The organism is Microbacterium sp. bgisy189 (assembly GCF_057707225.1).
Genome location: NZ_JBYIPT010000003.1, coordinates 133,024 through 156,542 on the forward strand (window position 1 = coordinate 133,024; position 23,519 = coordinate 156,542).

Annotated in this window: 19 protein-coding genes; 2 read left to right on the plus strand and 17 right to left on the minus strand. The window is 70.5% G+C overall.

The genetic code is table 11. The features are described 5' to 3' along the window. Window positions 1-11 precede the first annotated feature (11 nt). Window positions 12-1,052 carry an LLM class flavin-dependent oxidoreductase gene (locus tag AC3ENX_RS05970; protein ID WP_434811141.1) on the plus strand — a complete coding sequence of 347 codons (1,041 nt, stop codon included), beginning with the start codon at window positions 12-14 and terminating at the stop codon, window positions 1,050-1,052. A 215-nt stretch (window positions 1,053-1,267) separates the two neighbouring features. On the opposite strand, the gene pheA is transcribed toward AC3ENX_RS05970, so the two are convergent. Further along, window positions 1,268-2,221 (minus strand): prephenate dehydratase, encoded by a 954-nt coding sequence (pheA, locus tag AC3ENX_RS05975; protein ID WP_434810940.1) that lies wholly within the window; start codon window positions 2,219-2,221, stop codon window positions 1,268-1,270. A gap of 86 nt (window positions 2,222-2,307) precedes the next feature. Between pheA and pgm the strand changes: the two genes are divergently transcribed. Continuing rightward, on the plus strand, window positions 2,308-3,951 hold the full coding sequence (gene pgm / locus AC3ENX_RS05980) for a phosphoglucomutase (alpha-D-glucose-1,6-bisphosphate-dependent) (RefSeq protein ID WP_434810941.1): 1,644 nt from the start codon (window positions 2,308-2,310) through the stop codon (window positions 3,949-3,951). 168 nt (window positions 3,952-4,119) lie between these two features. Here the strand turns inward: pgm and AC3ENX_RS05985 are convergent, their stop codons facing one another. From AC3ENX_RS05985 to AC3ENX_RS06060, 16 genes are all read right to left on the minus strand, one after another. Then, on the minus strand, window positions 4,120-5,214 hold the full coding sequence (locus tag AC3ENX_RS05985) for a glycerate kinase (protein ID WP_434810942.1): 1,095 nt from the start codon (window positions 5,212-5,214) through the stop codon (window positions 4,120-4,122). 141 nt (window positions 5,215-5,355) lie between these two features. After that, entirely contained in the window at window positions 5,356-6,393 is a 1,038-nt protein-coding gene (locus AC3ENX_RS05990) for a LacI family DNA-binding transcriptional regulator (RefSeq protein WP_434810943.1), read from the minus strand. 72 nt (window positions 6,394-6,465) lie between these two features. Further along, the gene (locus tag AC3ENX_RS05995) at window positions 6,466-7,347 is read right to left on the minus strand and encodes a sugar phosphate isomerase/epimerase family protein (RefSeq protein ID WP_434810944.1); all 882 of its coding nucleotides are present in this window, start codon (window positions 7,345-7,347) and stop codon (window positions 6,466-6,468) included. Continuing rightward, window positions 7,344-8,570 (minus strand): dihydrodipicolinate synthase family protein, encoded by a 1,227-nt coding sequence (locus AC3ENX_RS06000; protein WP_434810945.1) that lies wholly within the window; start codon window positions 8,568-8,570, stop codon window positions 7,344-7,346. The genes AC3ENX_RS05995 and AC3ENX_RS06000 overlap by 4 nt, the downstream gene beginning before the upstream one ends. 13 nt (window positions 8,571-8,583) lie before the next feature. Further along, window positions 8,584-9,780, minus strand: a complete 1,197-nt coding sequence (locus AC3ENX_RS06005; RefSeq protein ID WP_434810946.1) for a Gfo/Idh/MocA family protein — start codon at window positions 9,778-9,780, stop codon at window positions 8,584-8,586. Window positions 9,781-9,950: 170 nt separating this feature from the next. Next, window positions 9,951-12,203, minus strand: coding sequence for a beta-L-arabinofuranosidase domain-containing protein (locus AC3ENX_RS06010; RefSeq protein ID WP_434810947.1), 2,253 nt, complete (start codon window positions 12,201-12,203; stop codon window positions 9,951-9,953). Next, the gene (locus AC3ENX_RS06015; RefSeq protein WP_434810948.1) at window positions 12,200-13,513 is read right to left on the minus strand and encodes an alpha-galactosidase; all 1,314 of its coding nucleotides are present in this window, start codon (window positions 13,511-13,513) and stop codon (window positions 12,200-12,202) included. The genes AC3ENX_RS06010 and AC3ENX_RS06015 overlap by 4 nt, the downstream gene beginning before the upstream one ends. A 1-nt stretch (window position 13,514) precedes the next feature. Continuing rightward, window positions 13,515-15,038 (minus strand): arabinosylfuranosidase ArfA, encoded by a 1,524-nt coding sequence (arfA, locus tag AC3ENX_RS06020; RefSeq protein WP_434810949.1) that lies wholly within the window; start codon window positions 15,036-15,038, stop codon window positions 13,515-13,517. 38 nt (window positions 15,039-15,076) lie between these two features. Next, entirely contained in the window at window positions 15,077-17,086 is a 2,010-nt protein-coding gene (locus AC3ENX_RS06025; RefSeq protein WP_434810950.1) for a beta-galactosidase, read from the minus strand. Window positions 17,087-17,134: 48 nt separating this feature from the next. After that, a complete protein-coding gene (locus tag AC3ENX_RS06030; RefSeq protein WP_434810951.1) occupies window positions 17,135-17,824 on the minus strand; it encodes a hypothetical protein in 690 nt (229 codons plus the stop codon). A 1-nt stretch (window position 17,825) separates the two neighbouring features. Then, a complete protein-coding gene (locus AC3ENX_RS06035; protein WP_434810952.1) occupies window positions 17,826-18,758 on the minus strand; it encodes a carbohydrate ABC transporter permease in 933 nt (310 codons plus the stop codon). Further along, window positions 18,755-19,750, minus strand: coding sequence for a carbohydrate ABC transporter permease (locus AC3ENX_RS06040; protein WP_434810953.1), 996 nt, complete (start codon window positions 19,748-19,750; stop codon window positions 18,755-18,757). Before AC3ENX_RS06040 ends, AC3ENX_RS06035 begins: the two co-directional genes overlap by 4 nt. 74 nt (window positions 19,751-19,824) lie before the next feature. After that, window positions 19,825-21,117 (minus strand): ABC transporter substrate-binding protein, encoded by a 1,293-nt coding sequence (locus AC3ENX_RS06045; RefSeq protein WP_434810954.1) that lies wholly within the window; start codon window positions 21,115-21,117, stop codon window positions 19,825-19,827. A 181-nt stretch (window positions 21,118-21,298) separates the two neighbouring features. Then, a complete protein-coding gene (locus AC3ENX_RS06050; RefSeq protein ID WP_434810955.1) occupies window positions 21,299-22,336 on the minus strand; it encodes a LacI family DNA-binding transcriptional regulator in 1,038 nt (345 codons plus the stop codon). After that, window positions 22,333-22,503 (minus strand): hypothetical protein, encoded by a 171-nt coding sequence (locus AC3ENX_RS06055; RefSeq protein ID WP_488184906.1) that lies wholly within the window; start codon window positions 22,501-22,503, stop codon window positions 22,333-22,335. Before AC3ENX_RS06055 ends, AC3ENX_RS06050 begins: the two co-directional genes overlap by 4 nt. Then, window positions 22,482-23,414, minus strand: a complete 933-nt coding sequence (locus AC3ENX_RS06060; protein ID WP_434810957.1) for a glycoside hydrolase family protein — start codon at window positions 23,412-23,414, stop codon at window positions 22,482-22,484. The genes AC3ENX_RS06055 and AC3ENX_RS06060 overlap by 22 nt, the downstream gene beginning before the upstream one ends. Window positions 23,415-23,519 lie beyond the last annotated feature (105 nt).

Genomic DNA, 23,519 nt, shown 5'->3' on the forward strand with positions numbered 1-23,519 from the left:
CACGGGTTGGGATCAGCGTGACTCCCGCCCTTTCCGTCCTCGATCTGGTACCCGTCCGCAGCGGACAGACCAGCGCGCAGGCGATCACCGCATCCCTCTCCCTCGCCGAACGTGCCGACGCGCTCGGCTATCGGCGCTACTGGTTCGCCGAGCACCACAACATGCCCGCCGTCGCCTCCACGACGCCGCCGGTACTCGTGGCCGCCGCGGCCGGCCGCACCCGCAGCATCCGGCTCGGTTCGGGCGGCGTCATGCTGCCGAACCACTCGCCGCTCGTCGTCGCCGAGCAGTTCGCGGCGCTCGAGGCGATCGCTCCCGGCCGCATCGATTTGGGGCTCGGCCGCGCCCCCGGCAGCGACCCCGTCATCACGCAACTGCTGCGCCAGTCGGGCACGACGAGCGACGTCGAACGGTTCCCCGACCACGTCCGCGACATCGCCTCGCTCGTCTCGGCCGAGGGCGCCACCGTGCGATTCACCTCGGGCGGCACGTACGACGTGCACGCGACGCCCGCGGCATCCGGCGTGCCCGAGGTGTGGCTGCTCGGATCGAGCGACTACTCGGCCCAGCTCGCCGCCTCGCTCGGCCTGCCCTACGTGTTCGCGAACCACTTCAGCGGCGAAGGCCTCGATCGGGCGCTCGGGTTGTATCGCGACCAGTTCCAGCCGTCGGCGACGCTCGACGCACCGCGCACCTTCCTCACCGCGAACGCCGTCGTCGCCGACACCGAAGCCGAGGCCGTCGAGCGCATGCTGCCGCAGGCCCGCATGATGGCGAGACTCCGCGGCAACCGGCCGCTCACGGCGCTCGAGACGGTCGAGCAGGCCGCGGCCGCCGAGGCGACCGATCAACTCGCCGCTCCCCTGCTCGACGCGCTTCACCGACGCTGGTTCGTCGGCACGGGCCACGACGTGCGCGCACGTCTCGCGGCATTCGCGACCGAGCACGGCGTCGACGAGGTCATGATCGCTCCGGTCGCCGCTTCCTACGACGCCGAACCCCTCGACGCACCGGTCGGCCGCATCCGCACCCTCGAGCTGCTCGCCGGCTGACGCGCCGCTCCACCCCGTCCGGCATTGCTCGCCCGTCGCAATCACAACTCGTCGTGCACCGAACGTGACAGGCGAACAGCCGGCGCCACGCTCGCCTGTCACAAAAGCGGCCCGTCGACCCTCGATCGTGACAGGCGAGCAGCGGGCGAAGCCACAGGCGAGCAGCGGGCGAAACCGCAGGCGAGCCACAAGGCGCCAGCCGGCGCGGGCGCAGATCAGGCGTCGGGCTCGCCCGAGATGAGGCCCCGCAGCCAGTCGCGGGCCTCGACGAACACGTCGTCGGAGTACCGGTCGGGGTAGCGGATGACCTGACGGTCGGCGCGAGGGTACGACCCGAGGTAGATGACCTTTGGGCTGAACCGGCGAAGACCGAGCAGCGCGTCGGCCATTCGCTCGTCCTCGACGTGCCCGTCGGCGTCGATCACGAACCGGTACCGGCCCAGCTCGTCGCCGATCGGGCGCGATGCCAGCAGCGACAGGTTGATGCCGCGCGTCGCGAACTGCTCCAGCAGTTCGAGCAGCGCGCCGGGGTACTCCTCGGGCAGCTCGACGATGAGCGAGGTCTTGTCGGCCCCGGTCGGTGCGGGCGGCGCGACGGTGCGGCTGACGAGCACGAACCGCGTCACCGCGTTGGGGTTGTCGCCGATGTTCTCGGCGAGCAGTTCGAGGTCGTAGTGCTCGAGGATGCCGGGAGGCGCCACAGCGGCATCCGCATCGCTCACGCCGTCGACGATGCCGACCGCGGAGGCGACGTTGCTCGCCGCGGGCAGGTGCGCGTGCTCAGGGAGCGCGGCGGTCAGCCAGCGCAGACACTGCCCGTACGCGACGGGATGCGCCGCGACCAGCGACACGTCTTCGAGTCGCATACCGGGGCGACCGACGAGCACGAAGTTGACCGGCACGAGGTACTCGCCGACGATGCGCAGGCCCGGCATGGTCGCCAACGCGTCCTGCGCCGTCGAAACCCCGCCGTCGACCGAGTTCTCGATCGCGATCATGGCGGCATCCGACCGCCCCTCGACCACGTCCGACAGCGCTTCGCCCACGTTTCGCACGGGGCGCCAGATCTGGTCGCGCGCCTCGGGCACCTGGCTGAGCGCGGCCTCGGTGAACGTGCCGGCGGGGCCGAGATAGCTGTAGGTGCGGCGGACGGACGCGTCGATGCTCACCCGCCCCAGCCTAGTGCGGATGCCAGTACCGACTCGGACTGTGTCATCACTCGTCAACACCCCCGAAGAAGAGGCACACTGGAACCATGAGCCGCGCAGGACAGCCAGCCGAAGCATCCGACCTCATCGACATCGATGAGCTGATCGCCGCCTACTACGACCGCAAACCGGATGCCGCGGTGCCCGAGCAGCGGGTCGCGTTCGGCACGAGCGGCCACCGCGGCTCGTCGCTGTCGACGAGCTTCAACGAAGACCACATCCTCGCCACAACGCAGGCGATCGTCGACTACCGCGCGGCGCAGGGCATCACCGGTCCGCTGTTCCTCGGTCGCGACACCCACGGCCTGTCACTGCCGGCCGAGCGCACCGCGATCGAGGTGCTGGTCGCCAACGGCGTCGACGTGCGGGTCGACTCGCGCGACTCGTGGGTGCCGACGCCGGCCCTCAGCCACGCGATCCTCGCCCACAACCGCGCGCTGGCGGCCGACGACCCCAGTCGGGCCGACGGCATCGTCGTCACCCCCTCGCACAACCCGCCCCGCGACGGCGGCTTCAAGTACAACCCGCCGCACGGCGGCCCCGCCGACACCGACGCGACCGGTTGGATCGCGAACCGGGCCAACGAGCTCATCGCGGCGGGCCTTGAGGGCGTGAAGCGCACGCGTCACGCCGACATCGACATCGATGCGCTGGGGCAGTACGACTTCCGTAATGCGTACGTGCGCGACCTTGCGAACATCATCGACGTCGACGCGATCCGCACGGCGGGTGTGCGCATCGGCGCCGACCCGCTCGGTGGCGCCTCGGTGGACTACTGGGCGCTCATCGCCGAGGTGCACGGCCTCGACCTGACCGTCGTGAACCCAGACGTCGACCCGACGTGGAAGTTCATGACGCTCGACTGGGACGAGAAGATCCGCATGGATCCGTCGTCGCCGTCGGCGATGGCGTCGCTGGTCGCACGCCGCGACGAGTACGACATCCTCACCGGCAACGATGCGGACGCCGATCGCCACGGCATCGTCACCCCCGACGCCGGGCTGATGAACCCGAACCACTACCTCGCGGTCGCGATCGACTACCTCTACGCGAACCGCCCCGGCTGGCCCGCGAGCGCCGCGATCGGCAAGACGCTCGTGTCGTCGATGATCATCGACCGCGTCGCCGAGTCGCTCGGCCGCGACCTGCTCGAAGTGCCGGTCGGCTTCAAGTGGTTCGTGCCGGGCCTGCTCGACGGCTCGGTAGCGTTCGGCGGCGAGGAGTCGGCCGGTGCGTCGTTCCTGCGCACCGACGGCACCGTGTGGACCACCGACAAGGACGGCATTCTGCTGTGCCTGCTGGCCGCCGAGATTCTCGCGGTGACGGGCAAGACCCCGTCGCAGCGGTACGCGGAACTCGAAGCCGAATTCGGCGCGTCGGCCTACCAGCGAGTGGACGCCCCGGCATCCCCCGCCCAGAAGTCGGCACTGTCGAAGCTCGCACCTGAGTCGGTGTCGGCGACCGAGATCGCGGGAGAGCCGATCACCGCGAAGCTCTCGCACGCGCCCGGAAACGGTGCGGCGATCGGTGGCCTGAAGGTGCAGACCGAGCACGCCTGGTTCGCCGCGCGCCCCTCCGGCACCGAAGACGTCTACAAGCTGTACGCCGAGTCGCTCAAGGGCTCGGAGCACCTCGCGCAGGTGCAGGCAGAAGCCCGCGCCGTCGTGGCCGCCGCCCTCGGCGAGGCCTGAGCGCCCAGCGTCGCGCGCGGGTCGACCCGCCGCGTGCGCAATATTCAGGCTTCGCGGGTTCGACCCGAGCACCGCGTCCGCGGAAATCCGGGGTTCACAGCGTGGCGATGACCCGCGCAGCCTGAATATTGAACGCGGAGACGGCGGCACCAGCACGCGGCGCGACGGTCAGCGCGGTGCGAGGGATGCTGCGGCATCCCGCAGCCAGCGGGCAGGCTCGGCCTGCGACGCCTCGGCGGTGCCGGCGAGGTTGGTGAGCGAAGCGGTCGCGGCGAAGGCCGAGACGTCGGCGTCGGGCGCGATGCGTCCGGCGACGAGCGCGACCGGCACGCCGAGGTCTGCCGCGAGCGCGCCGACGAAGGCCGGCACCTTGCCGGCTGCCGACTGCCCGTCGAACGAGCCCTCTCCCGTGACGACGAGGTCGGCGCCCGCGACGGCACTCGACAGCCCCACGAGCGCGGCGACCTCGGGCGCACCCGGCAGCAGTCGCGCGCCCCACAGGGTCAGTGCGAAGCCGGTGCCGCCCGCGGCTCCCGTGCCGGGCACGTCGGCGGCGGCTCCCACCGCTGCGGCGTAGGCGGCCAGGGCACGGTCGACGCGGTGGATGCTGTGCGGCGCGAGCCCCTTCTGCGGACCGAAGACGGCGGCAGCGCCGCGCGGCCCGACGAGGGGGTTCGTGACGTCGGCGAGCACGACGACGCCGCCGGCCGGCAGCGGTCGAAGGCCCGACAGGTCGACATGGGCGACGTCGACGAGACCACGCGCGCCGGCGGCCACAGGACTGCCGTCGGAGCGGGTGACGCGGGCACCGAGCGCGCGCAGCATGCCGATGCCGCCGTCGGTCGATGCGCTCGATCCGATGCCGAGCACGAGCTTGGAGACCCCGTGGTCGAGCGCTGCGGCGATGGCCTGCCCGAAGCCGGTGGTGTCGGCATCCCACGGACGCAGGTCGCCGGCGAGCAGCTCGATGCCGCTCGTGGATGCCAATTCCACGACACCGGTGCCCTGCGGCGCCTCGGCGGTCGGTGGCAGCAGCAGCCACGACGCCTCGACGGCGCGGCCGTGCGGGCCCGTCACCGTCACGGGCATGCGGGTCGCGCCGGGCACGGCGACGGCGAACGCGTCGAGCGTGCCCTCGCCACCGTCGGCCATGGGGCGCAGCACGACCTCGTCACCGGCATCCCATCCCGCCGCGAGCGCCTCGGCCGCACCGGCCGCCGAGATCGATCCTTTGAAGCTGTCGAGCGCAATGACCACCCGCATGCGCGAACCCCCGTTCCGACCCGAGTGGTCGTCGCAATCATTGTACGGGTAAACGCTTTCCCACACAAACCATGCAACGATCCCGGCGCCGACGCGGCGCGGATGCCGCCGGTGCTGCCGGAGTATGAGCGACGGGGTGCGTCAGCCGCGCGGCGGCGTGCTGTCGCGCAGCAGCACCTCGAGCGGCAGCGGCGCCGCGTCGGCATCCCACGCGGCATCGACCGTGGCGTGCAGCGCCTGGTAGCCGAGGTCGCGCAGCGGCACCCGCACCGTCGTGAGCGCGGGCGTCACGTCGCGCCCCGTGGGGATGTCGTCGAAGCCCGCGACCGCGATGTCGGCACCCGGCTCGCGTCCGGCGGCACGGATCGCGGCCATCGCGCCGATCGCGACGACGTCGCTCAGTCCCCACACGACCGTGCCGGGCTCGACGCCGTCTGCCAGCGCCTGGTTCATGAGCGCTTCGCCCGAGTCGCGGGTGAACGCACCGCGGTAGACGCGGGGCGCCTGACCACCGGCATCCGTGAAGCCCTCCGTGAAACCTGCGAGACGGTTGTCACTCGTGACGACACCCTCGCCCGCGACGAGTGCGACCGCCGAGCGGTAACCGTGCTCGGCGAGCGCCGCGCCGAGCGCACGCGCGCCGCCGTGGTTGTCGACCGAGATCTCGCGGAAGCCGTCTGCGCCCGAGCCGAGCGCGACGACCCGGCCACCGGACTGCTCGATCAGGTCGAGCTCTTTGCGCAGCGCGTCGTCCATGACTGTCGAGGTGCGCGACGCGGCGAGGATGACACCGCGCGGGCGCTGGCCGCGAAGCGCGCGGACGAGCGTGACTTCGCGCTCTGCGTCGCGCTCGGTGATGGCGATGTTGACGACGAGGTTCGCCTCGTCGGCGCCGCGCGCGACACCCGACGCGATCTCACCGAAGAACGGGTCGGCGATGTCGGCGACCAGCAGCGCGATGATCGCCGAGGTGCCGCGGGCCGTCGCCTGCGCCGAGAGGTTCGCCGAGTAGCCGAGGGTGGCTGCGGCAGCTTCGACTCGCTCGCGGTACGACTCGGCGACCTTGCGGGCCGAGCCGTTGAGCACGCGGGAGGCGGTCGCGAGTGAGACACCGGCTTCGCGCGCGACGTCGTGCAGCGTGGCGGATCCGCCGCGCGGGCGGGATGCGGTGTCGGTCACGGAGCCGATTCTATGTCCCATCAGGGCATCACCCCGGGACCCGGCAAGCGTTTCCCGACAGCGCGCGCATGCTCACGCGCTCGCGGTCACCCGCAGGTGCGGAGAGACGGATGCCGCGAATCCCGCGGCGGTGCGCCGGACGACCTCGAGGTGGTCGGTGGCCCAGATCTGCTCGTTGAAGATCTCGACCTCGATGTCGCGGTCGTAGCCGGTGGCCTCGACGGCTGCGGTCAGCGACGCGAAGTCGATGATGCCGTCGCCCGGGTAGTGGCGGCTGAGCAGCACGTCGGCGGGCAGCGGGGTCTTCCAGTCGCACACCTGGTACGTGGCGATGCGTCCCTCGCGCCCGGCGCGTTCGATCGAGGCGAGCACGTCAGGGTCCCACCAGATGTGGAACGTGTCGACCGTCGCGCCGACGACCTCGGGCTCGAAGTCGGCGGCGATGTCGAGGGCCTGGCCGAGCGTCGAGACGACGCACCGGTCGGAGGCGTACATCGGATGCAGCGGCTCGATCGCGAGGGTCACCCCGGCGGCCTTGGCGTGCGGGGCGAGTTCGCCGATGGCATCCCTCACGAGCTCCCGCGCACCGATCACGTCGCGCGAGCCCGCCGGCAGTCCGCCGGCGACGAGCACAAGGATCGCGGTCGATCCTTCGGCGCCCGCGGCGGCAAGGACCGCGGCCTCTTCGATCGCGACGAGGTTGTCGGCGATCGACGCGCGGCGCTCCGCCCCCTCGGGCATCGTGAAGAAGCCGGAGCGGCAGTGCGTCGTGAACCGCAGTCCGGAGTCGTTCAACATCTGCGCCGCGACCTCGAGGCCGACCTCCTGCACGGGCTCGCGCCACAGGCCGATCGCCTGCACGCCGGCGTCGGCGGTCACCCGAAGCGCGGTCGCCAGGTCGGCGTACTTGATGGTGGCCTGGTTGATGGACAGGCGCGGGTCGACGGTGCTCATGCGGTGACTCCGTTCAGGGCGAGCATGCCGTGCCAGCGTTCGGCGGCGAGCTCCGGCTGCTCGAACGCCTTGGCGGCATTGGCGAGTTCGACGATGCGCGAAAGGTGCGGCAGGCTGCGGGCCGAGTGCAGGCCGCCGACCATCTGGAAGGCGATCTGGTGGCCGTTCAGCCACGCCAAGAACGCGACGCCGGTCTTGTAGTAGAACGTCGGCGCGGCGAAGATCTGACGGCTGAGGGCCTCGGTCGGCGCGAGGATCTCGAGGTAGCGCGCGGCATCCCCGGCATCCAATGCCTGGATCGCGGCGGAGGCGACGGGGGTCAGCGCCGCGAACGCGCCGAGCAGCGCGTCGGAGTGCTGGCGCGGCGACTGCGGGTCGCGGGCGGGCTGCGGCGCGTCCGGCACATCGGCGCCGCCGATGAGACCGACGTAGTTGAAGTCGTCGCCGGTGAACATGCGCACGGGCTCCGGCAGGCGCTCACGGACGGCGACCTCCGACTCGGCGTTCAGCAGGCTCATCTTGACGCCCGCGATCTTGTCGACGTTCTCTTCGATGATCTGCAGCAGCACCTCGGATGCCGCAGGCCAGTCGTCTGCGCCGCTTGTACTGAGCCCGGTCGAAGTGAAGTAGCCGGCCAGCTGCGGGTCGAACGCCGTGCCGAGCCAGTGCAGCACCACGGGGGTGGTGGCCTGCTGCAGCACCGCACGGTAGACGCGGCGGTAGTCCTCGGCCGATTCGGCGACCCGGGCGAGGTGCCGGGATGCCATGAGGACCGGCCCCGCGCCCTGCTCCTCGGTGAAGTGCAGCTGCTCGGTGTAGGCGGCGATGACCTCGTCGAGCGAGATGTGCTCGGCGTCGACGTGGTCGGTGTTGACGCCGACGACGACCGAGCCACCCTCCTCACGCGCCACCTCGGCGCTGCGCGCGATCAGCTCGCGCGTGGCCGCGGCATCCAGCCCCATGTTTCGCTGCGCGGTGTCCATGGCGTCGGCGACGCCGAGTCCCCACGAGTACACCGAGCGGCGGAAATCGAGGGTGGCGTCCCAGTCGACCTGGGCGGGCTGCCCGGGGGTGTTGTCACCCCAGGTGACGGGCACGACGTGCGCGGCGGCGTACGCGACGCGGCTGCGCAGCGGGCCGGCCGGCTTGGTGTAGCCGGAGGTCTCGACCAGGGGCGTGCGGGTGACGGCGCCATCGGCGCCGAGGAGGGTGAGCTCGGTCATTCGCCTGGTCCGATCAGTCGAGGTTCAGCGACGGCAGCTCGACCTTGCGGCCTTCGCGCGCCGACTGCAGGCCGGCCTCTGCCAGCAGCACACCGCGGGCGCCGGCGAGCAGGTCGTACTCGTATTCGGTGCCGGTGACGTACGACTCGAGGAACTCTTCCCACTGCTGACGGAAGCCGTTGATGAAGACCTCGTTGGTGGGCACCTCGGCCCAGTCGGCGTCGTAGTCGTGGTCGTCGGCCAGGTCGGGGTTCCAGACCGGCTTCGGGGTGGCGTTGCGGTGCTGGATCTTCGCACCGAACAGGCCCACGACGGCCGAGCCGTGCGTGCCGTCGACGTGGAACTCGACGAGCTCGTCGCGGTTGACGCGGACAGTCCACGAGGAGTTGATCTGCGCGATGACGTCGCCCTCGAGCTCGAAGGTGCCGTACGCGGCATCCTCGGCGGTGGCGTTGTAATGCTCGCCGTTCTCGTCCCAGCGGTCGGCGATGTGCACCGAGGCCTGGGCGTAGACCGACTTCACGCCGCCGAACAGGTTCTCGAGGATGTAGTTCCAGTGCGGGAACATGTCGACGATGATGCCGCCGCCGTCTTCGGTGCGGTAGTTCCAGCTGGGGCGCTGGGCGGGCTGCCAGTCGCCCTCGAAGACCCAGTAGCCGAACTCGCCGCGCACGGAGAGGATGCGGCCGAAGAAGCCCGAGTCGATGAGGCGCTTGAGCTTCTGCAGGCCCGGCAGGTACAGCTTGTCGTGGACGACACCGGTCTTGACGCCGGCGGCCTTGGCGAGACTCGCGAGTTCGAGGGCCTCTTCGACCGACTCGGCGGTGGGCTTCTCGGTGTAGATGGTCTTGCCGGCGGCGATCGCCTTGCGAAGCGCGGTGGCACGGGCCTTCGTGACGAGGAAGTCGGCGTAGATCTCCCAGCGGGGGTCGGCGAGGGCCGCGTCGAGGTCGGTGGTGTAGTCCTCGATGCCGTGCTTGGCGGCCAGCTCGGCGAGCTTTGCCTCGGTGCGGCCGACGAGCAGCGGCTTGACGGTCACCTTGGTGCCGTCGGCCAGCTCGATGCCGCCCTGGTCGCGGATCGCGAGGATCGAGCGCACGAGGTGCTGGCGGTAGCCCATGCGTCCGGAGACGCCGTTCATGATGATGCCGATCTCGCGGACGGCGGGGGCGGCCTCGGCGGCGGCCGGGGCGAGGGTCGTGTCGGTCACGGGATCCTGCTCTCGTCTGAGGGTGCGGCCGCGACGTCACCGTCGCCGGCCGACCCGATGAATGGATGCGGGTAAACGCTTTCCCGCATGTCATCAGTGTGCCACAGGACCGCGCGACCTGCAAGCGCTTTCCGAGGACCGGCGGGAAACACACCGACCGACACGCACGGTCAGCGGTCCGAATCGGCCGCGAGCAGTCGCAGTTCGACCAGTCGCGGTGTGCGCTCCCTGACCGCCTCGAGCACGACACCGAACTCGACCGTGCCGTCGGCCGGGCCGATCGCGATCGTCGATCCGCCGGGGTCGATCGGCGCCTCGTGTACGACGCGATCCCGGACGCGCACGCGCACGGCCTCGTCGTCACCCTCGATCGCCCGCAGCAGCAGCCGGTCGGCCGAACCGCTCCAATCGGTGACCGTCAGCGCGATCGCGCCGGTCGTGCGACGCCAGCGCGCCGGCCCCTCCACCCCGATCTGCTCGTCGGTGGCGGTCAGGCGGTGGTCGCTCTCGGGCTGCTGCTCACCGAAGCGCACCACATCGCGCGTACGGGCATCGAGCGCGAGCGAGGCGGCATCCACCGCAGCCAGCTCAGCCCTGCGCTGTTCCACGTCGCCGCCCGTGGTCGGCCACACGAGCGTGTAGCGCGCGTCGTGGATGCCGGCGAACGGTTCGAGCGCGATCACGCCGTGATCGGTCGCGATCCGCACCTGACCGCGGCCGAGGCGCTCGGCGCGCGCCACGGCGTCGGGGGCGAGGATCGGTGTGGCGGCGAGCGGCCGGAGCGGTCCGACGGCAATGTGCCCCATGCGGGCGGCGCCGCCCCGGTAGGCGACCGCATCATCGGGTTCGCGGAGCGCGAGCACATCGGGGCCGTCGACGACGCTTCCCCAGGCGCTGCCGTCGGCGGTCGGCACGAGGCGGAGCGCGCGGGGCAATGAGATCGTCGCCCGCTCCCCCGCGGCGAGCTCGAACGCCACCCGCGTTCCCGGCGCACCCTCGTGCACCGTCGCGGCGGTGACGGTCGCGACACCCTCGACCCAGTCGGGCACGAGCACCGAGAGTCGCACGTCGGCATCGGCGTCGATCGTCCATTCATCGACCCCGGCAGCGGCCCCGATCGCGGCAGGCCGCACCGAGACGGTCGCGCCGCCCCACGTCGCCTCTGCGGCCACGAACGCGTTCACCTCGAGGCGGTCGCCGCCGTCGGCGAAGACGTGCGCCGCGTGGCTCGCCTGCGCCTCGAAGCCCGAGCCCATGCAGCACCAGAAGCCCTCGGCCTCGGGTGCGTACACCCGGTAGTGGCCGGGCCGGTGACTCGTGAAGTAGACGAGTCCGCCGTGATCCGGATGCTGCGTCGAGCGCAGGTGGTTGGCACGGGCGTGCTCAGCCCACTGCAGGTACGCGTCGTCACCCGCGAGCAGGTGCAGGTCGCCGGCGAGCTTGACCATGTTGAAGGTGTTGCAGCTCTCTGGCCCTTCACGTGCGGTGAACATCGCGAGGAAGTCGTCGCGCGCCGGAAAGTGCTCGCGCACGCTGTCGCCGCCGAGCGGCGAGCTGCGGGCGTAGGCGACGGCGTCGAAGAAGGTGCGGGCCGCGGCGCCCTCGCGTGCGGAGATGTCGGGCAGGAGGTCGGGCGCGACGACGGCGGCGGCACGTTCGATCGCGGCGAACCCGACGACGACGGGAATCTGCGTGTTCGCGTGCAGCCCGTCGAGTTCGTCGCGCCCGGCCGCGAGCGGTGCGACGAGCACCTCGGGCACGAAGCGCCGGGCGAGTTCGAGCAGTCGCCGATCGCCCAGGTGCACCGCGAGGCGGGCGAGCGCGTCTGGCACGCCGCCGAACTCGGTTCGCAGGATGCCGGCGAGCGCATCGTCGTCGATGCCCGCGAGCGTCTGCAGCCACCATTGGCCGAAGGCTTCCACGGCGACGTCGGCCTGCGGCAGTGCGACCAGCGCCGCATCGAGCAGCCCCGCGAGCGTCTTGTGCAGGTTGTACAGCGGCACCCACCGGCCGTTGAGGTGGAAGGCGCCGGCGTCGATGCGGCCGGCCGCGAGCTCGTCCCAGAGCGCGACGCCGTCGGGGACGCCCCCGAGGTACCCGGTGCCGATCGCGAGCTGGCACGCGCGCATGCCGTCGACGAGCGCGGTCGCCGCCTCGCGGGCGTCATCATCGCCCTGCGCGGCCAGCGCGCTCAGCGCCGACAGCACGTGCCCTGCCGTGTGGCCGTCGAGCCCTTCCGCCTCCCACCCCGGGTACCCGGGTGCGGATGCCGGCAGCCCCGCCTCACGGCGGAACGGCGCGAGCAGCCGGTCGACGTCGAGCCGCAGCAGTGTGTCGCGCACGGTGCGTTGGGCTGCGGCATCCGGCCCGTCGAGCAGCCGCACCGAGCTGAGCGGCAGGAATCGTCGCGTCGCCGCGGTCACGATGCCCCCTCCGCGCGCAGCAGCACGCAGCCGTGCGGTGCGAGCGTCACCCGCACGACAGATGACCCGGGTGCGACCGAGCGCGCCGCATGGGACTGCTCGTGCACCGCCTCGACGGCGACGGGCGCGGCACTCCACACCTCGACGATGTCCGTCGGGGCGGCGCCGAGCCCGAGCGATCGGGTGTCGAAGGGTTCGGTGCGCGGCTCGTCCGAGAGGTTGAACACAGCGGCCCAGCGGGTACCGGCGGCGTCATCCGCACTCCACACGACGAGGTCGCGTTCGCGCAGCAGCTCGCGACTGGCCGTCGCCGACCGGGCGATCTCGAGCAGCCCGTCGCGCTGCAGCAGGTCGATCGTGGCGGGGTCGGAGGTGGGCAGGTCGCCGCCGACCATGAGCGGGGAGCGCGCCATGGCCCACAGCGTCAGCAGGGTGCGGCGCTCGTCGGGCGTGAGCTGGTCGTCGCGCGGCTCGCCGCGTTCGGCGCGCAGGCCGATGCGACCCAGCGGCAGCATGTCGCCGTCGGGCCAGGCGCCGTCTCCGGCGTGCGGGGCCCACCGTGCCAGGCGGGCGAAGTTGTCGGCGACGTCGTCCCACCGGTCCCACAGGTCGTCGCACACGCGCCACATCGACGCGTGCGCGCGCAGGTGCTCGGCATGGGCGAGCGAGAGGTGACGCCCGGGCGACAGCGACAGGGTGATGTCGCGGTCGACGCCGTCGATCGCGGCCGACAGGGCTTCGATGTCGGCGGCCTGGTAGGGCCACAGCAGGTCATCGGCCTTGATGAAGTCGACGCCCCACGCGGCGTACAGGCGCACGATCGACCGGTAGTAGGCGGCGGCGCCGGCGGCTGTGAGCCCCTCGTAGTGCGGGTTCCATTCGCACCGGTTGCTGGCGTCGGCCACCTGCCCGGCCGTGACGTCGGCACCCTCGACCGGCAGGTCGGCCGCGGCGGCCACCCTGGGGATGCCCCGCATGATGTGGATGCCGAAGCGCAGCCCCATCGCGTGGATCTGCGCTGCGAGCGGACCGAACCCCGCCCCGCCCGCGGACGAGGGGAACCGCACCGGGTCGGGTTGCAGCCGGCCGTGCGCGTCGATCGTGAGGGTCGCGTCGTCGTTGTACCCGTGTGCGCGGGCGTTCGGGTCGGCCCAATCGATGTCGACGACGACGGTGTCCCAGCCGTGCGACAACAGGTGTTCGGCCATGAAGCGCGCGTTCGCGAGCACTTCAGCCTCGGTCACCGTCGTGCCGTAGCTGTCCCAACTGTTCCAGCCCATCGGCGGCGTCGCCGGTCGGTGCAGCACCATGTCACACCAGTCGGACGGCAGCCCACGACACGGCCGGCAGCGTCAGGCTCAGCGCGTCGTCGGTCAGCACCGCACCGTCGAGGGGACGCACGCCGACGCGATCGCGGTCGGTGAGCGTGTTGGCGGCGTACCGGTCGGCGTCGTGCAGCAGGTGGGTCTCGGCGATCGACACGTCGCGGCCGAGTTCGCGCACGAGCGGTGCGAGGTCGACGCGCAGGTCGGCGGTGTCCGTCGTCGAGCGGTTGACGACGAACAGCGACACGCCTTCGTCGTCGACGGTGGCGACGGCGTTGACGGTTGCGACCTCGCCGAAGCGCTCGCTCGTGAAGGTGCCGGCATCCACGGGCACGCGTACGGACCTGCCGTGACCGAGGCGCGAGGTGATCGAGAACGGAAAGAACGTGGTCTGCTTCCAGGCCGGTCCCCCCGGCTCGGTCATGATCGGGGCGATGACGTTGACGAGCTGCGCGAGCGATGCCGAGCGCACGCGGTCGGCGTGCTGCAGCAGCGTGATGAGCAGGTCGCCGAAGACGACGGCGTCGAGCACGTGGTACTGGTCTTCGAGCAGTCGCGGAGCGACGGGCCAGCCCTGCTCTTCGGGCTTGTCGTTCTGCCCGCCCTCGTCGTTGTGCAGATACCAGACGTTCCACTCGTCGAAGGAGATCATGATGCGCTTGTCGCTCTTCTTCGTCGCGGCGACGGCGTCGGCGATCGCGACGACCGACTCGATGAAGCGCGCCATGTCGACACCGGATGCCAAGAACTCCTGCGCATCGCCGTTCCGCTCCTGGTAGTAGGAGTGGCACGAGATGAAGTCGACGTCGTCGAACGTGTGCTCGAGCACCTGCCGCTCCCACGACCCGAACGTGGGCATGCCGCTGCCCGACGATCCGCACACGACCAGTTCGAGACCGGGGTCGAGCATGCGCATCGCCTTCGCGGTGCGCGAGGCGAGCTTGCCGTAGTCGTCGGCGTTTCGGTGCCCCACCTGCCACGGCCCGTCCATCTCGTTGCCGAGGCACCACATGCGCACACCGAACGGCTCGGTGCGTCCGTTCTCGGCGCGCTGGGCGGTCCACGCCGTCTCGGCCGACGCGTTCGCGTACTCGAGCAGGTCGAGCGCCTCCTGCGTGCCGCGGGTGCCGAGGTTGACCGCGAGCATCAGGTCGGAGCCGACACGGTCGAGCCAGTCCTGGAACTCGTGCAGCCCGACCTCGTTCGTCTCGGTCGAGTGCCAGGCCAGGTCGAGGCGGCGCGGACGCTGCTCGATCGGGCCGACGCCGTCCTCCCACCGGTACCCCGAGACGAAGTTGCCACCCGGGTAGCGGATCGTCGAGACGCCGAGCTGCTTGACGAGATCGATGACGTCGGTGCGGAATCCGTCGGCGTCTGCGGCGGGGTGTCCGGGCTCGAAGATGCCGTCGTAGATGTGACGGCCGAGGTGCTCGACGAACCCGCCGAAGATCCTGCGGTCGATGTCGGCGATCGTGTTGTGCGGGTCGAGGCGGGCGGTGGCGTCGTTCATGCTGCGCTTCCAGTGATCAGGGCGGATGTCGGTGGTGTTCAGTCGGTGCGCAGGAACCGCACCTGCTGGGGTGCGAGCTGCCACGTGTCGTGACGTTCGTCGGTCTCGATATCGGTGGCGGTCAAGGTCACCGCGGCCGGCTCGTCGCCGTGGTTGATGACGGTGACGAGGCCGCCGCGCCTGGCGACTTCGACCCCCGCCGGGACCTCGGCGATGATCGGCTCGACACCGGCCGCCTCGATGACGAGGCCGGCGATGGCGTCGACGCCCGCGGCATCCGGCATGGTCGCGACGTACCAGGCCTCGCCCTCGCCGTGCGCGTTGCGGGTGAGCGCGGGAGCGCCGACGGAACGGCCGGCGCCGAACGTCGCGACGGCCTCGGCACCCTCGGGGCGCACGACCTCGGCGAACAGGGTCGCGTGCGCGGTCGTGCCGCCGACCTCGAACGGCACGTCCTCCTGCTTGCCGCCGGCGACCGCGACCGACAGGGCGCCGACCCCCATCGCGCCGCCCGACGAGCGGCCGAGGGCTGCGAAATCTTCGAAGCGGATGCCGAGGGCAGGGCCCAGTTGCGTCAGGAACCCGCCCGCACGGAACTGGTCGTGCCCGTCGACGACATCGGTGAAGGGACCAGCCAGCAGTGTGCCGCCCCCGCGCACGAAGGCGTTCAGTGCCTCGGCGCCCTCGTCGCGCAACAGGTACAGCGCGGGGGCGACCACGAGGTCGTAGCCCGCGTCGACGAGTTCGGCGGGGATGAGGTCGACACCGATGCCGCGGCGGTGGAACGCGCCGTACCACTCGACGACGATCGGCAGATACTCGACGTCGACGGGGTGGTCGCGCTCTTCGACAGCCCACCAGTTCTCCCAGTCGAACACGATCGCCACGCGGGCATCGCGACCCGGCGCGGGCAGTTCGGGGAGGGCTGCGAGCCGCTCGCCGAGGTCGGTGACCTCGCGCCAGATGCGGGTGTCGGTGCCGGCGTGCGGCAGCATCGCCGAGTGGAACTTCTCGCTGCCGGCGCGCGACTGGCGCCACTGGAAGAACATGATGCCGTCGGCGCCGCGACCGATCGACTGCGCGGTCTCGGCGGCGAGCACGCCGGGCGCCTTGCCGGGGTTCGTGGGGCGCCAGTTGACGGCATCCGTCGCCTGCTCCATGAGGATCCAGGGCAGTTCGGGCTTGAGTGAGCGCACGAGGTCGCGCTGGAAGGCGGCATCGCGCACCCGATTCGGGTTCGTCGGGTCGGGGTAGCAGTCGTCGGCGATGACGTCCATGTGCGGTGCCCAGCGCCGGTAGTCGGCGGGCTTGAACGGCCCCATGAAGTTCGTCGTGATGGGCTGCGTCGCACCGGCCTCGAGCAGGATCTCGCGCTCCATGAGGTAGCACTCGAGCAGCATGTCGGAGGTGAACCGGCGGAAGTCGAGCATCGACGACGGGTTGTGACTGTAGGGCGCGAGCCGCGGCGGAAAGATCTCGTCGAACCGGCTGTAGCGCTGCGACCAGAAGCTCGTGCCCCACGCGGCGTTGAGCGCGTCGATCGTCTCGTACCGCTCCCGCAGCCAGCGGCGGTAGGCGTCGCGGGCGTTGTCGGAGTAGTCCATCCACAGGTGACAGCCGTACTCGTTGTTGACGTGCCACATGATGACGCCGGGGTGCGACACGTAGCGCTCGGCGAGGCGACGCACCAGTTCACCGGCGAGGCGGCGGTACGTGGGTGACGACGGCGCGAAGTGCTGCCTGCTACCGGGCCAGTACGACGCACCGTGCTCGTCGGCCGGCAAGGTGTCGGGGTACGTGGCGCTCACCCACGGCGGCGGCGATGCGGTCGCGGTGGCGAGGTTCACACCGATGCCACCGGCGTGCAGCGTGTCGATCACCCGGTCGAGCCACGCGAAGTCCCACGAGTCTTCGGTCGGCTGGATGCGCGACCACGCGAAGATGCCGAGGCTCACCGTCGTGACCCCGGCTTCGCGCATGAGACGCACGTCCTCGGGCCACACCTCTTCCGGCCACTGGTCGGGGTTGTAGTCGGCGCCGTACAGCAACGGAACTCCTTCTCGGGGTCGAGTGGGGATGTGGATCGCGATGGATGCTCAGGCGCGGCCGCGGCGGTGCGGCACGGCCACGGCGGCGAACACCGCGCACCCGAGACCCAGCACCAGCAGGGGCACCAGCATCCATGTCACGACGCCGACGAAGGCGGCCGCGACGATGAAGTAGATCGCGCCGGCCGGATCGGCTGCGGCCACTCGGGGAAGATCGCGCACGGCGCCGCGCCACCCGCGCTCGGGCGTCCACGACGCGGCGGCGCGCAGCAGCGCACCGCCGAGCGCGGCCAGGCCGGTCCACCCGACGGCGGCGATGGCGGCGCCGCCGGGCAGCATGCCCGTCGCGGCGAGGGTGATGTCGAAGGTGAGCAGGGCCGCGATCACGAGCGAGACCCCGCCGACGGCGAGACCGCCCGACAGAGCGGCGCGCACATCGGCCCAGAAGTCGGCCATCGATGACCCCTCGGCCGCGATGAACCGGCGCAGGTGACGGATGCCGGCGACGAGGGCCGCGGGGATCGTCACGATCGGCAGTGCGACGAGGGCGACGAGCAGCCCCACGAGCATGACTTCGCCGAAGAGCTGGAACTTCGCCGTGGCCCCCGGAAACCGCACCGGCGGGCGCTCTTCGAGCACGGGGCCGGCACCCGACAGGTCGTCGCGCAGGGCGGCGCGTGCCGCTCGGCGTTCCTCTCGGAGGGTGGGGATGCGGTGGTCGGAGGTCACGGTGGCCACGTCAGCCCTTCAGGCCCTGGGTGGCGACGCCGTCGACGAGGAAGCGCTGGAACACGAGGAAGAACAGCAGCACGGGCAGCAGCGCGATGAACGATGCCGTGACGGTCGCGCCGTAGTCGCTCGACGACGTCTGGTCGTTGTAGAGGCGCAGTGCGATCGGCAGCGGGTAGTTCTCGGGGCTCGTGAGGTACAGCAGCGGCCCGAGGAAGTCGTTCCACGCCCAGATGAAGCTGAAGATCGCGCAGGTGATGAGCGCGGGCTTGATCAGCGGCAGGATGATCGCCCAGAAGATGCGGACGTGTCCGGCGCCGTCGATCTTCGCGGCCTCGTCCATGTCGCGCGGCATCTGCCGCATGAACTGCACCAGCAGGAAGACGAAGAACGCTTCGGTGGCGAGGAACTTCGGCAGGATCAGCGGCCAGAACGTGTCGACCATGTCGAGGTTGTTGAAGATGATGTACTGCGGAATGATCACGACGTGGAACGGCAGCAGCAGCGTGCCGATCATCGCGGCGAAGAAGATGCCGAGGCCCTTGAACTGGACCCGGGCGAACGCGTACGCGGCCAGGGCCGATGACAGCACGGTGCCGACGACGGCGGCGACGGCGAGCACGAGGGAGTTCCAGAAGAACTTCCACATCGGCACACCGGCGATGCCCTCCATGACCTTGACGTAGTTGTCGATCGTGGGGTTGTTGGGGATGAGCCCCGGGTTCGTGCCGAACTCGCTGTTCGGCTTGAACGTCGCGAACAGCAGCCACACCATCGGGTAGAGCACGATTGCGGTGAGGGCGATGAGCACGACGAGCCAGATGATCGTCTGCCAGGTCTTGCGCTTGACCTTGCGGCGCGGGGCCGGGGGCTGCACGAGGGTCTGCTGTGCGGCGAAGGTGATCTCGGTCGCGGAAGCGGAGGTGGGGGCGTTGAGACTCATCGGTTGTCTCCCGAGTAGTGGACCCAGGAGCGCTGGGTGCGGAAGAGGATGACGGCGATGATCGCGACGACCACCAGCAGCACCCACGCGATCGCAGCGGCGTAGCCCATCTGGCCGTCGCTGAAGCCTCGCTTGTAGAGGTACAGGGTGATGAAGTTCGTCATGCCGGCGGGTCCGCCGGAGCCGTTGGAGATGATGTAGGCCGACGCGAACACCTGGAACGCGCCGATCAGGCCCAGCAGCAGGTTGAAGAAGATGACCGGCGACAGCATCGGGATCGTCACGGCGCGGAACCGCTGGAACGCATTCGCACCGTCCATCTCGGCCGCCTCGTACAGCTCCTTCGGGATCTGCTTCAGGCCGGCGAGGAAGATGACCATCGTGGCGCCGAACTGCCAGATCGCGAGGACGACCATCGCGGGCAGCACGAGCGCCGGGTTGCCGATCCAGCCGCCCAGGTCGATGCCGAAGAAGCTCAGCGAAGAATCGACGGGGCCGTCATTGGAGAACATGGCGCGCCAGACGATCGCGACCGACACCGACCCGCCGATCAGCGAGGGAGCGTAGAACGCGGAGCGGAAGAACCCGGCACCCTTGTCGCGGTAGTTCAGCAGCATCGCGACCAGCAGGGCCGCCAGCAGCGTGATCGGGGTGCCGACCAGCACGTACACGAGGGTGATCTGCGCCGACTGGATGAAGTTCGGGTCGTTCGTGAACAACCGGATGTAGTTGTCGAGCCCGATCCACTTCGGCGGGCTGAAGATGTTGTAGGACGTGAACGACAGGTACAGCGAGTACACCATCGGCACAATCGTGAGGCCGAAGAACCCGATCAGCCACGGCACCAAGAACCCGTAGCCGGTGAGCGTCTCACGACGCAGCCGCGCCTTCTGACCCGGACGATCCAGGTGCTCGGGACGGCGGCGGCGCAGCAGCCCGCGTCGCCGGCTCTTCTCTCCGGTGACGATCACCCGGGTGGCGGTTGTGCTCACGGGAACTCCTGACTGGTGGAACGGAGGGCAGATCCCGGGGTACGGGTCATCACTGACCCGCACCCCGGACCCTGTCACTGGTTGAGGACGACGTCCATCTCGGAGAAGAACTCGGCCACGGCCTCGTCGACCGTCTTGGTGCCGAAGTTCAGCTCGGTGCCCAGCACACGGAACTTCTCCTCGAGGGTGCCATAGCCGACGATCGGCACGGGCGGGGCGTCACCGAGGCGGTCGGCGATCGATGCCTCGTAGTCCTTGACCTGCTGGCTCAGCGGGTCGAGCTCGGCGGCCGCGAGAGCCGTCTCGGATGCCGGGAGCCCACGGTTGGTGCCGAAGATCTCACCAGATGCCTCGCTGTTGACGAGGAAGTTCACCAGCGTGGCGGCAGCCTCGGGGTGGTCGGTGTTGGCCGAGATCGTGTGCAGCATCGAGGGCTTCAGGTACAGGTCCTGCGCACCCTCCTCGAACACGGGCGGGGCCTGCAGGCCCAGCTCGGTGTACTCCTCGCCGAGACCGGCGAGATAGCCTGCACCGAAGTTGTCCCAGGTCATCTCGCTGGCGGTCTTGGCCGAGTCGAAGCCGCCGAGGGGCGCGAGCTCTTCGACCGTCTGCTGCGGAATGCCGATGCCGTCGCGGATCTCCTGACCCGACTCCCAGAACTCGGTCAGGCGCGCCTCATCGAAGCCGGGGGTGCCGTCTTCGTTGAAGAGGTTGCCGCCCTCGGCGCGCAGCTGCAGCTCGAGCAGCTGGATGCGGCCGGTGTAGTCGGCACCGCCCCAGAACTCGCCGTCGCCGGCCTCGGTGACCTCGGCCATCCACGCGGTGTAGTCCTCGTACGAGCCGCCCTCCCAGGCCTCGAGGCCGTTGTCGGCGAGGAGCTTGGTGTTGGTGAACAGGCCCCACGCGTTGGTGGAGGTGGCGATGCCGTAGGTGGTGTCGTTCACGACGCCGATGCTGAGGATGTTCTCGGGCAGCGGGTCGGTCTCGATGATGTCGCCCAGGTAGGGGTCGAGGTCGAGCAGGAGGTTGTTCTCGGAGTACTGACGCAGGTACGAGTAGTCGAACTGCATGACGTCGGGCAGGTTGCCGCCGGCGGCCTCGGTCTGACGCTTCTCCCAGAACTCGGGGAAGCCCAGGAAGGTCGCGTTGACCGTGATGTTGGGGTACTCCTCGTTGAAGGCGGCGATCGCCTCGTTGTAGAGCTCGGCGCGCACGTCGTTGCCCCAGAAGGCGAGGTCGAGCGTGACCTCTTCTTCAGGGTCGAACGTCGGGTCTGCCTCGCCGCCGTCACCGGCGCAGCCGGCCAGGGCGAGCGCGGCGCCGGTCGCGAGTGCGACTGCGGCGAAAGTCCGCTTCTTGCTGAACATCTTTGTCCTCTCTGTCGAACGTCGGCGTTCTGGTGCTTCGTGACGTCCGTGTCCGGGTGGTGCGGGTTCGGCGCTGTGCAGGGAAAGCGCTTGCCGATAAAACTACCGGCATCTAAAACGTTTCGCAAGCGATTTTTGAAACGATTTGGTGACGACGGGGAATCGCCGGTCGACCGCCCCGTCAGCGGGCCGCCGCGGCGACGACCGATGCTGCGCTCGTCGAACCCCGCACGACCAATTCCGGTGCGTACACGTGACCGCTCGGCTCCCCCGCCCCGCCGGTGCGGATCGCCTCGAGCAGCAGGTTCGCCGCGTGCAGCCCCATCTGTCGCGACGGCTGACGGATCGAGGTCAACGGCACCGCCGCGATCGCGGCGAACTCGATGTCGTCGTACCCGACGATGGCGACATCGGCCGGTACGCTCACCCCCGCCGAGATCAGCCCGTGCAGCACCCCGATCGCGAGGTGGTCGTTCGAGGTGACCAGTCCGTCGGGCCGTTCATGAGGCGGTCGTGCCGCCAGTGACCGCCCGAGCGCGACACCCACCTCTGACGTGGTCCGCTCGGTCCAGATGGGCTCGATCGCGCCGACCCCGGCATCCGTCGCCGCCGCCTGCGCACCGCGCAGTCGGTCGCGCACCTGACGCACCGTGTTGCGGGCGCCGACGAACGCCAGACGGCGCCGGCCCGTCGACAGCAGATGCTCGGCCGCCAACCGCCCGCCCGCGACATCGTCGAACGTGACGTACGGCACGCGCCCGCTCTCGTCGACGCGGTCGACCAGCACGGTCGGGATGCGGCGGGCGATCAGCCGATCGAGCCACGGCGTCTCGTCGCCGAACGGGGCCACGAGCGCCCCCTCGACCTGCACCCGCTCGAAGAGTTCGAGGTGCTCACGCTCGCGATCGACCGAGTCGCTGCTGTTGCCCACGAGCACGCGCAGCCCCGACGACGACGCGGCGTCTTCGGCACCGGCCACCATCTCGCCGAAGAACGGGTTCGCGATGTTGATCACCGTCATGCCGAGCAGCCCGCTGCGGCCGGCACGCAGCTGACGCGCGGCCTGCAACGGCACGTAGCCGAGCTCGCCCGCGGTCGCGCGCACCCGCTCGAGCAGGTCGACGCTCACGAGGTGCGGCCGATTCAGTGCGTTCGAGACGGTGCTGATCGACACCCCCGCACGCTCCGCAACATCGCGGATGCCGACGCGCTTGCTCACGGCGCTTCCCCTCGCGAGCCGGTCCAGTCGGCGCGCGCCGTCAACGGCACCGCCGTCGGCCGCTCAGGGTTCGAGACGATCGCCTCACGACGACCCGAGCGCGACGACACCTCGATCGCCGTCATGACCTCGAGCGCGGTGCGGGTCACGGTTCGGTGCGCGTGCACAGCATTCCCTCCTCGACGACGAGCTCGACCCGGTAGACGGCGCAGCGCCGATCGTCGATCGATTCATGGTCGGGATCGGGAACCGCGGCCTTCGCAGGGTGTCCGAAGAAGTAGTACCAGAGTCGGTCGCCCTCGCGCACAGACGCACCGTGATGCCCGAACCCCGGGCCGGGCACATCGCCGGGGCCGAGGATCACGGCATCCGCGTCGCCCTGCCGACGCCACGTGACGGCGTCGTCGCTGGTGTGCACGGCCATGCCCCGCCACTCGTCGACGATCATCCACCAGCGCCCACCGAGTTCGAACACGTCGGGACCCTCGTGTCCGCGGCCACCGATCGCGGTGCTGCCGGCCCGCCACGTCTCGAGGTCGTCGGAGACGGCGACCGCCGTCGAACTGCCCGCCGCCTCGTCCTTGTACCAGAGGCGCCACGCACCATCGGGGGTGCGGGCGACGGCGGCGTCGATCGCCCGGTCGCCCGCGAGCGGCAGGGTGCCGCGGCGGGTCCACGCGCGCAGCTCGTCGGAGCGGTACTCCACGATGGTGCGCGCGAAGCCGGGCCAACGGTCGGGAAGGCCGTCGATCTCGGTCAGGTACATGCGCCAGCGGTGCCCGTCATGGATGACCTCGGGCGCCCAATGCGTGCGATCGGTGGCTGCGGGCGGTGGACCCGGCTCGAGCCGCAGACCCGCGGCATCCGGTTCGAGCGTGCCCTCGTACGACCACGCCACGCCGTCGTCCGAGCGCGCGACGCCGATGCGGCTGCCGTGCACCCACGCGACGCCGGGGCCGGGGTCGGGGTGCGTCGCCCGACGCTGGGTGTAGAACATCCACCAGCCGTCGGGCGCGATCACCACGAGCGGGTCGGTCGCCCCGTCGTAGACCGGGTCGCGGTACAGCTCGGTCAGCATGCCGTACGCCTTCCGCCGCCCGCCGGTGCGCAACTCCTGAGTTTCGTGCTCCGTCGGCCTGATTCCGCCCCGATTCGGCCCCGTGCGCCAGAAAGTGAGGAGTTC

Excerpts from the sequence above, each read along its gene's own strand:
- pgm (WP_434810941.1), top strand. The coding sequence starts at position 2,308 with ATGAGCCGCGCAGGACAGCCAGCCGAAGCATCCGACCTCATCGACATC.
- AC3ENX_RS05985 (WP_434810942.1), bottom strand. The coding sequence starts at position 5,214 with ATGCGGGTGGTCATTGCGCTCGACAGCTTCAAAGGATCGATCTCGGCG.
- AC3ENX_RS05995 (WP_434810944.1), bottom strand. The coding sequence starts at position 7,347 with ATGAGCACCGTCGACCCGCGCCTGTCCATCAACCAGGCCACCATCAAG.
- AC3ENX_RS06000 (WP_434810945.1), bottom strand. The coding sequence starts at position 8,570 with ATGACCGAGCTCACCCTCCTCGGCGCCGATGGCGCCGTCACCCGCACG.
- AC3ENX_RS06015 (WP_434810948.1), bottom strand. The coding sequence starts at position 13,513 with ATGGTGCTGCACCGACCGGCGACGCCGCCGATGGGCTGGAACAGTTGG.
- arfA (WP_434810949.1), bottom strand. The coding sequence starts at position 15,038 with ATGAACGACGCCACCGCCCGCCTCGACCCGCACAACACGATCGCCGAC.
- AC3ENX_RS06035 (WP_434810952.1), bottom strand. The coding sequence starts at position 18,758 with ATGAGTCTCAACGCCCCCACCTCCGCTTCCGCGACCGAGATCACCTTC.
- AC3ENX_RS06045 (WP_434810954.1), bottom strand. The coding sequence starts at position 21,117 with ATGTTCAGCAAGAAGCGGACTTTCGCCGCAGTCGCACTCGCGACCGGC.
- AC3ENX_RS06060 (WP_434810957.1), bottom strand. The coding sequence starts at position 23,414 with ATGCTGACCGAGCTGTACCGCGACCCGGTCTACGACGGGGCGACCGAC.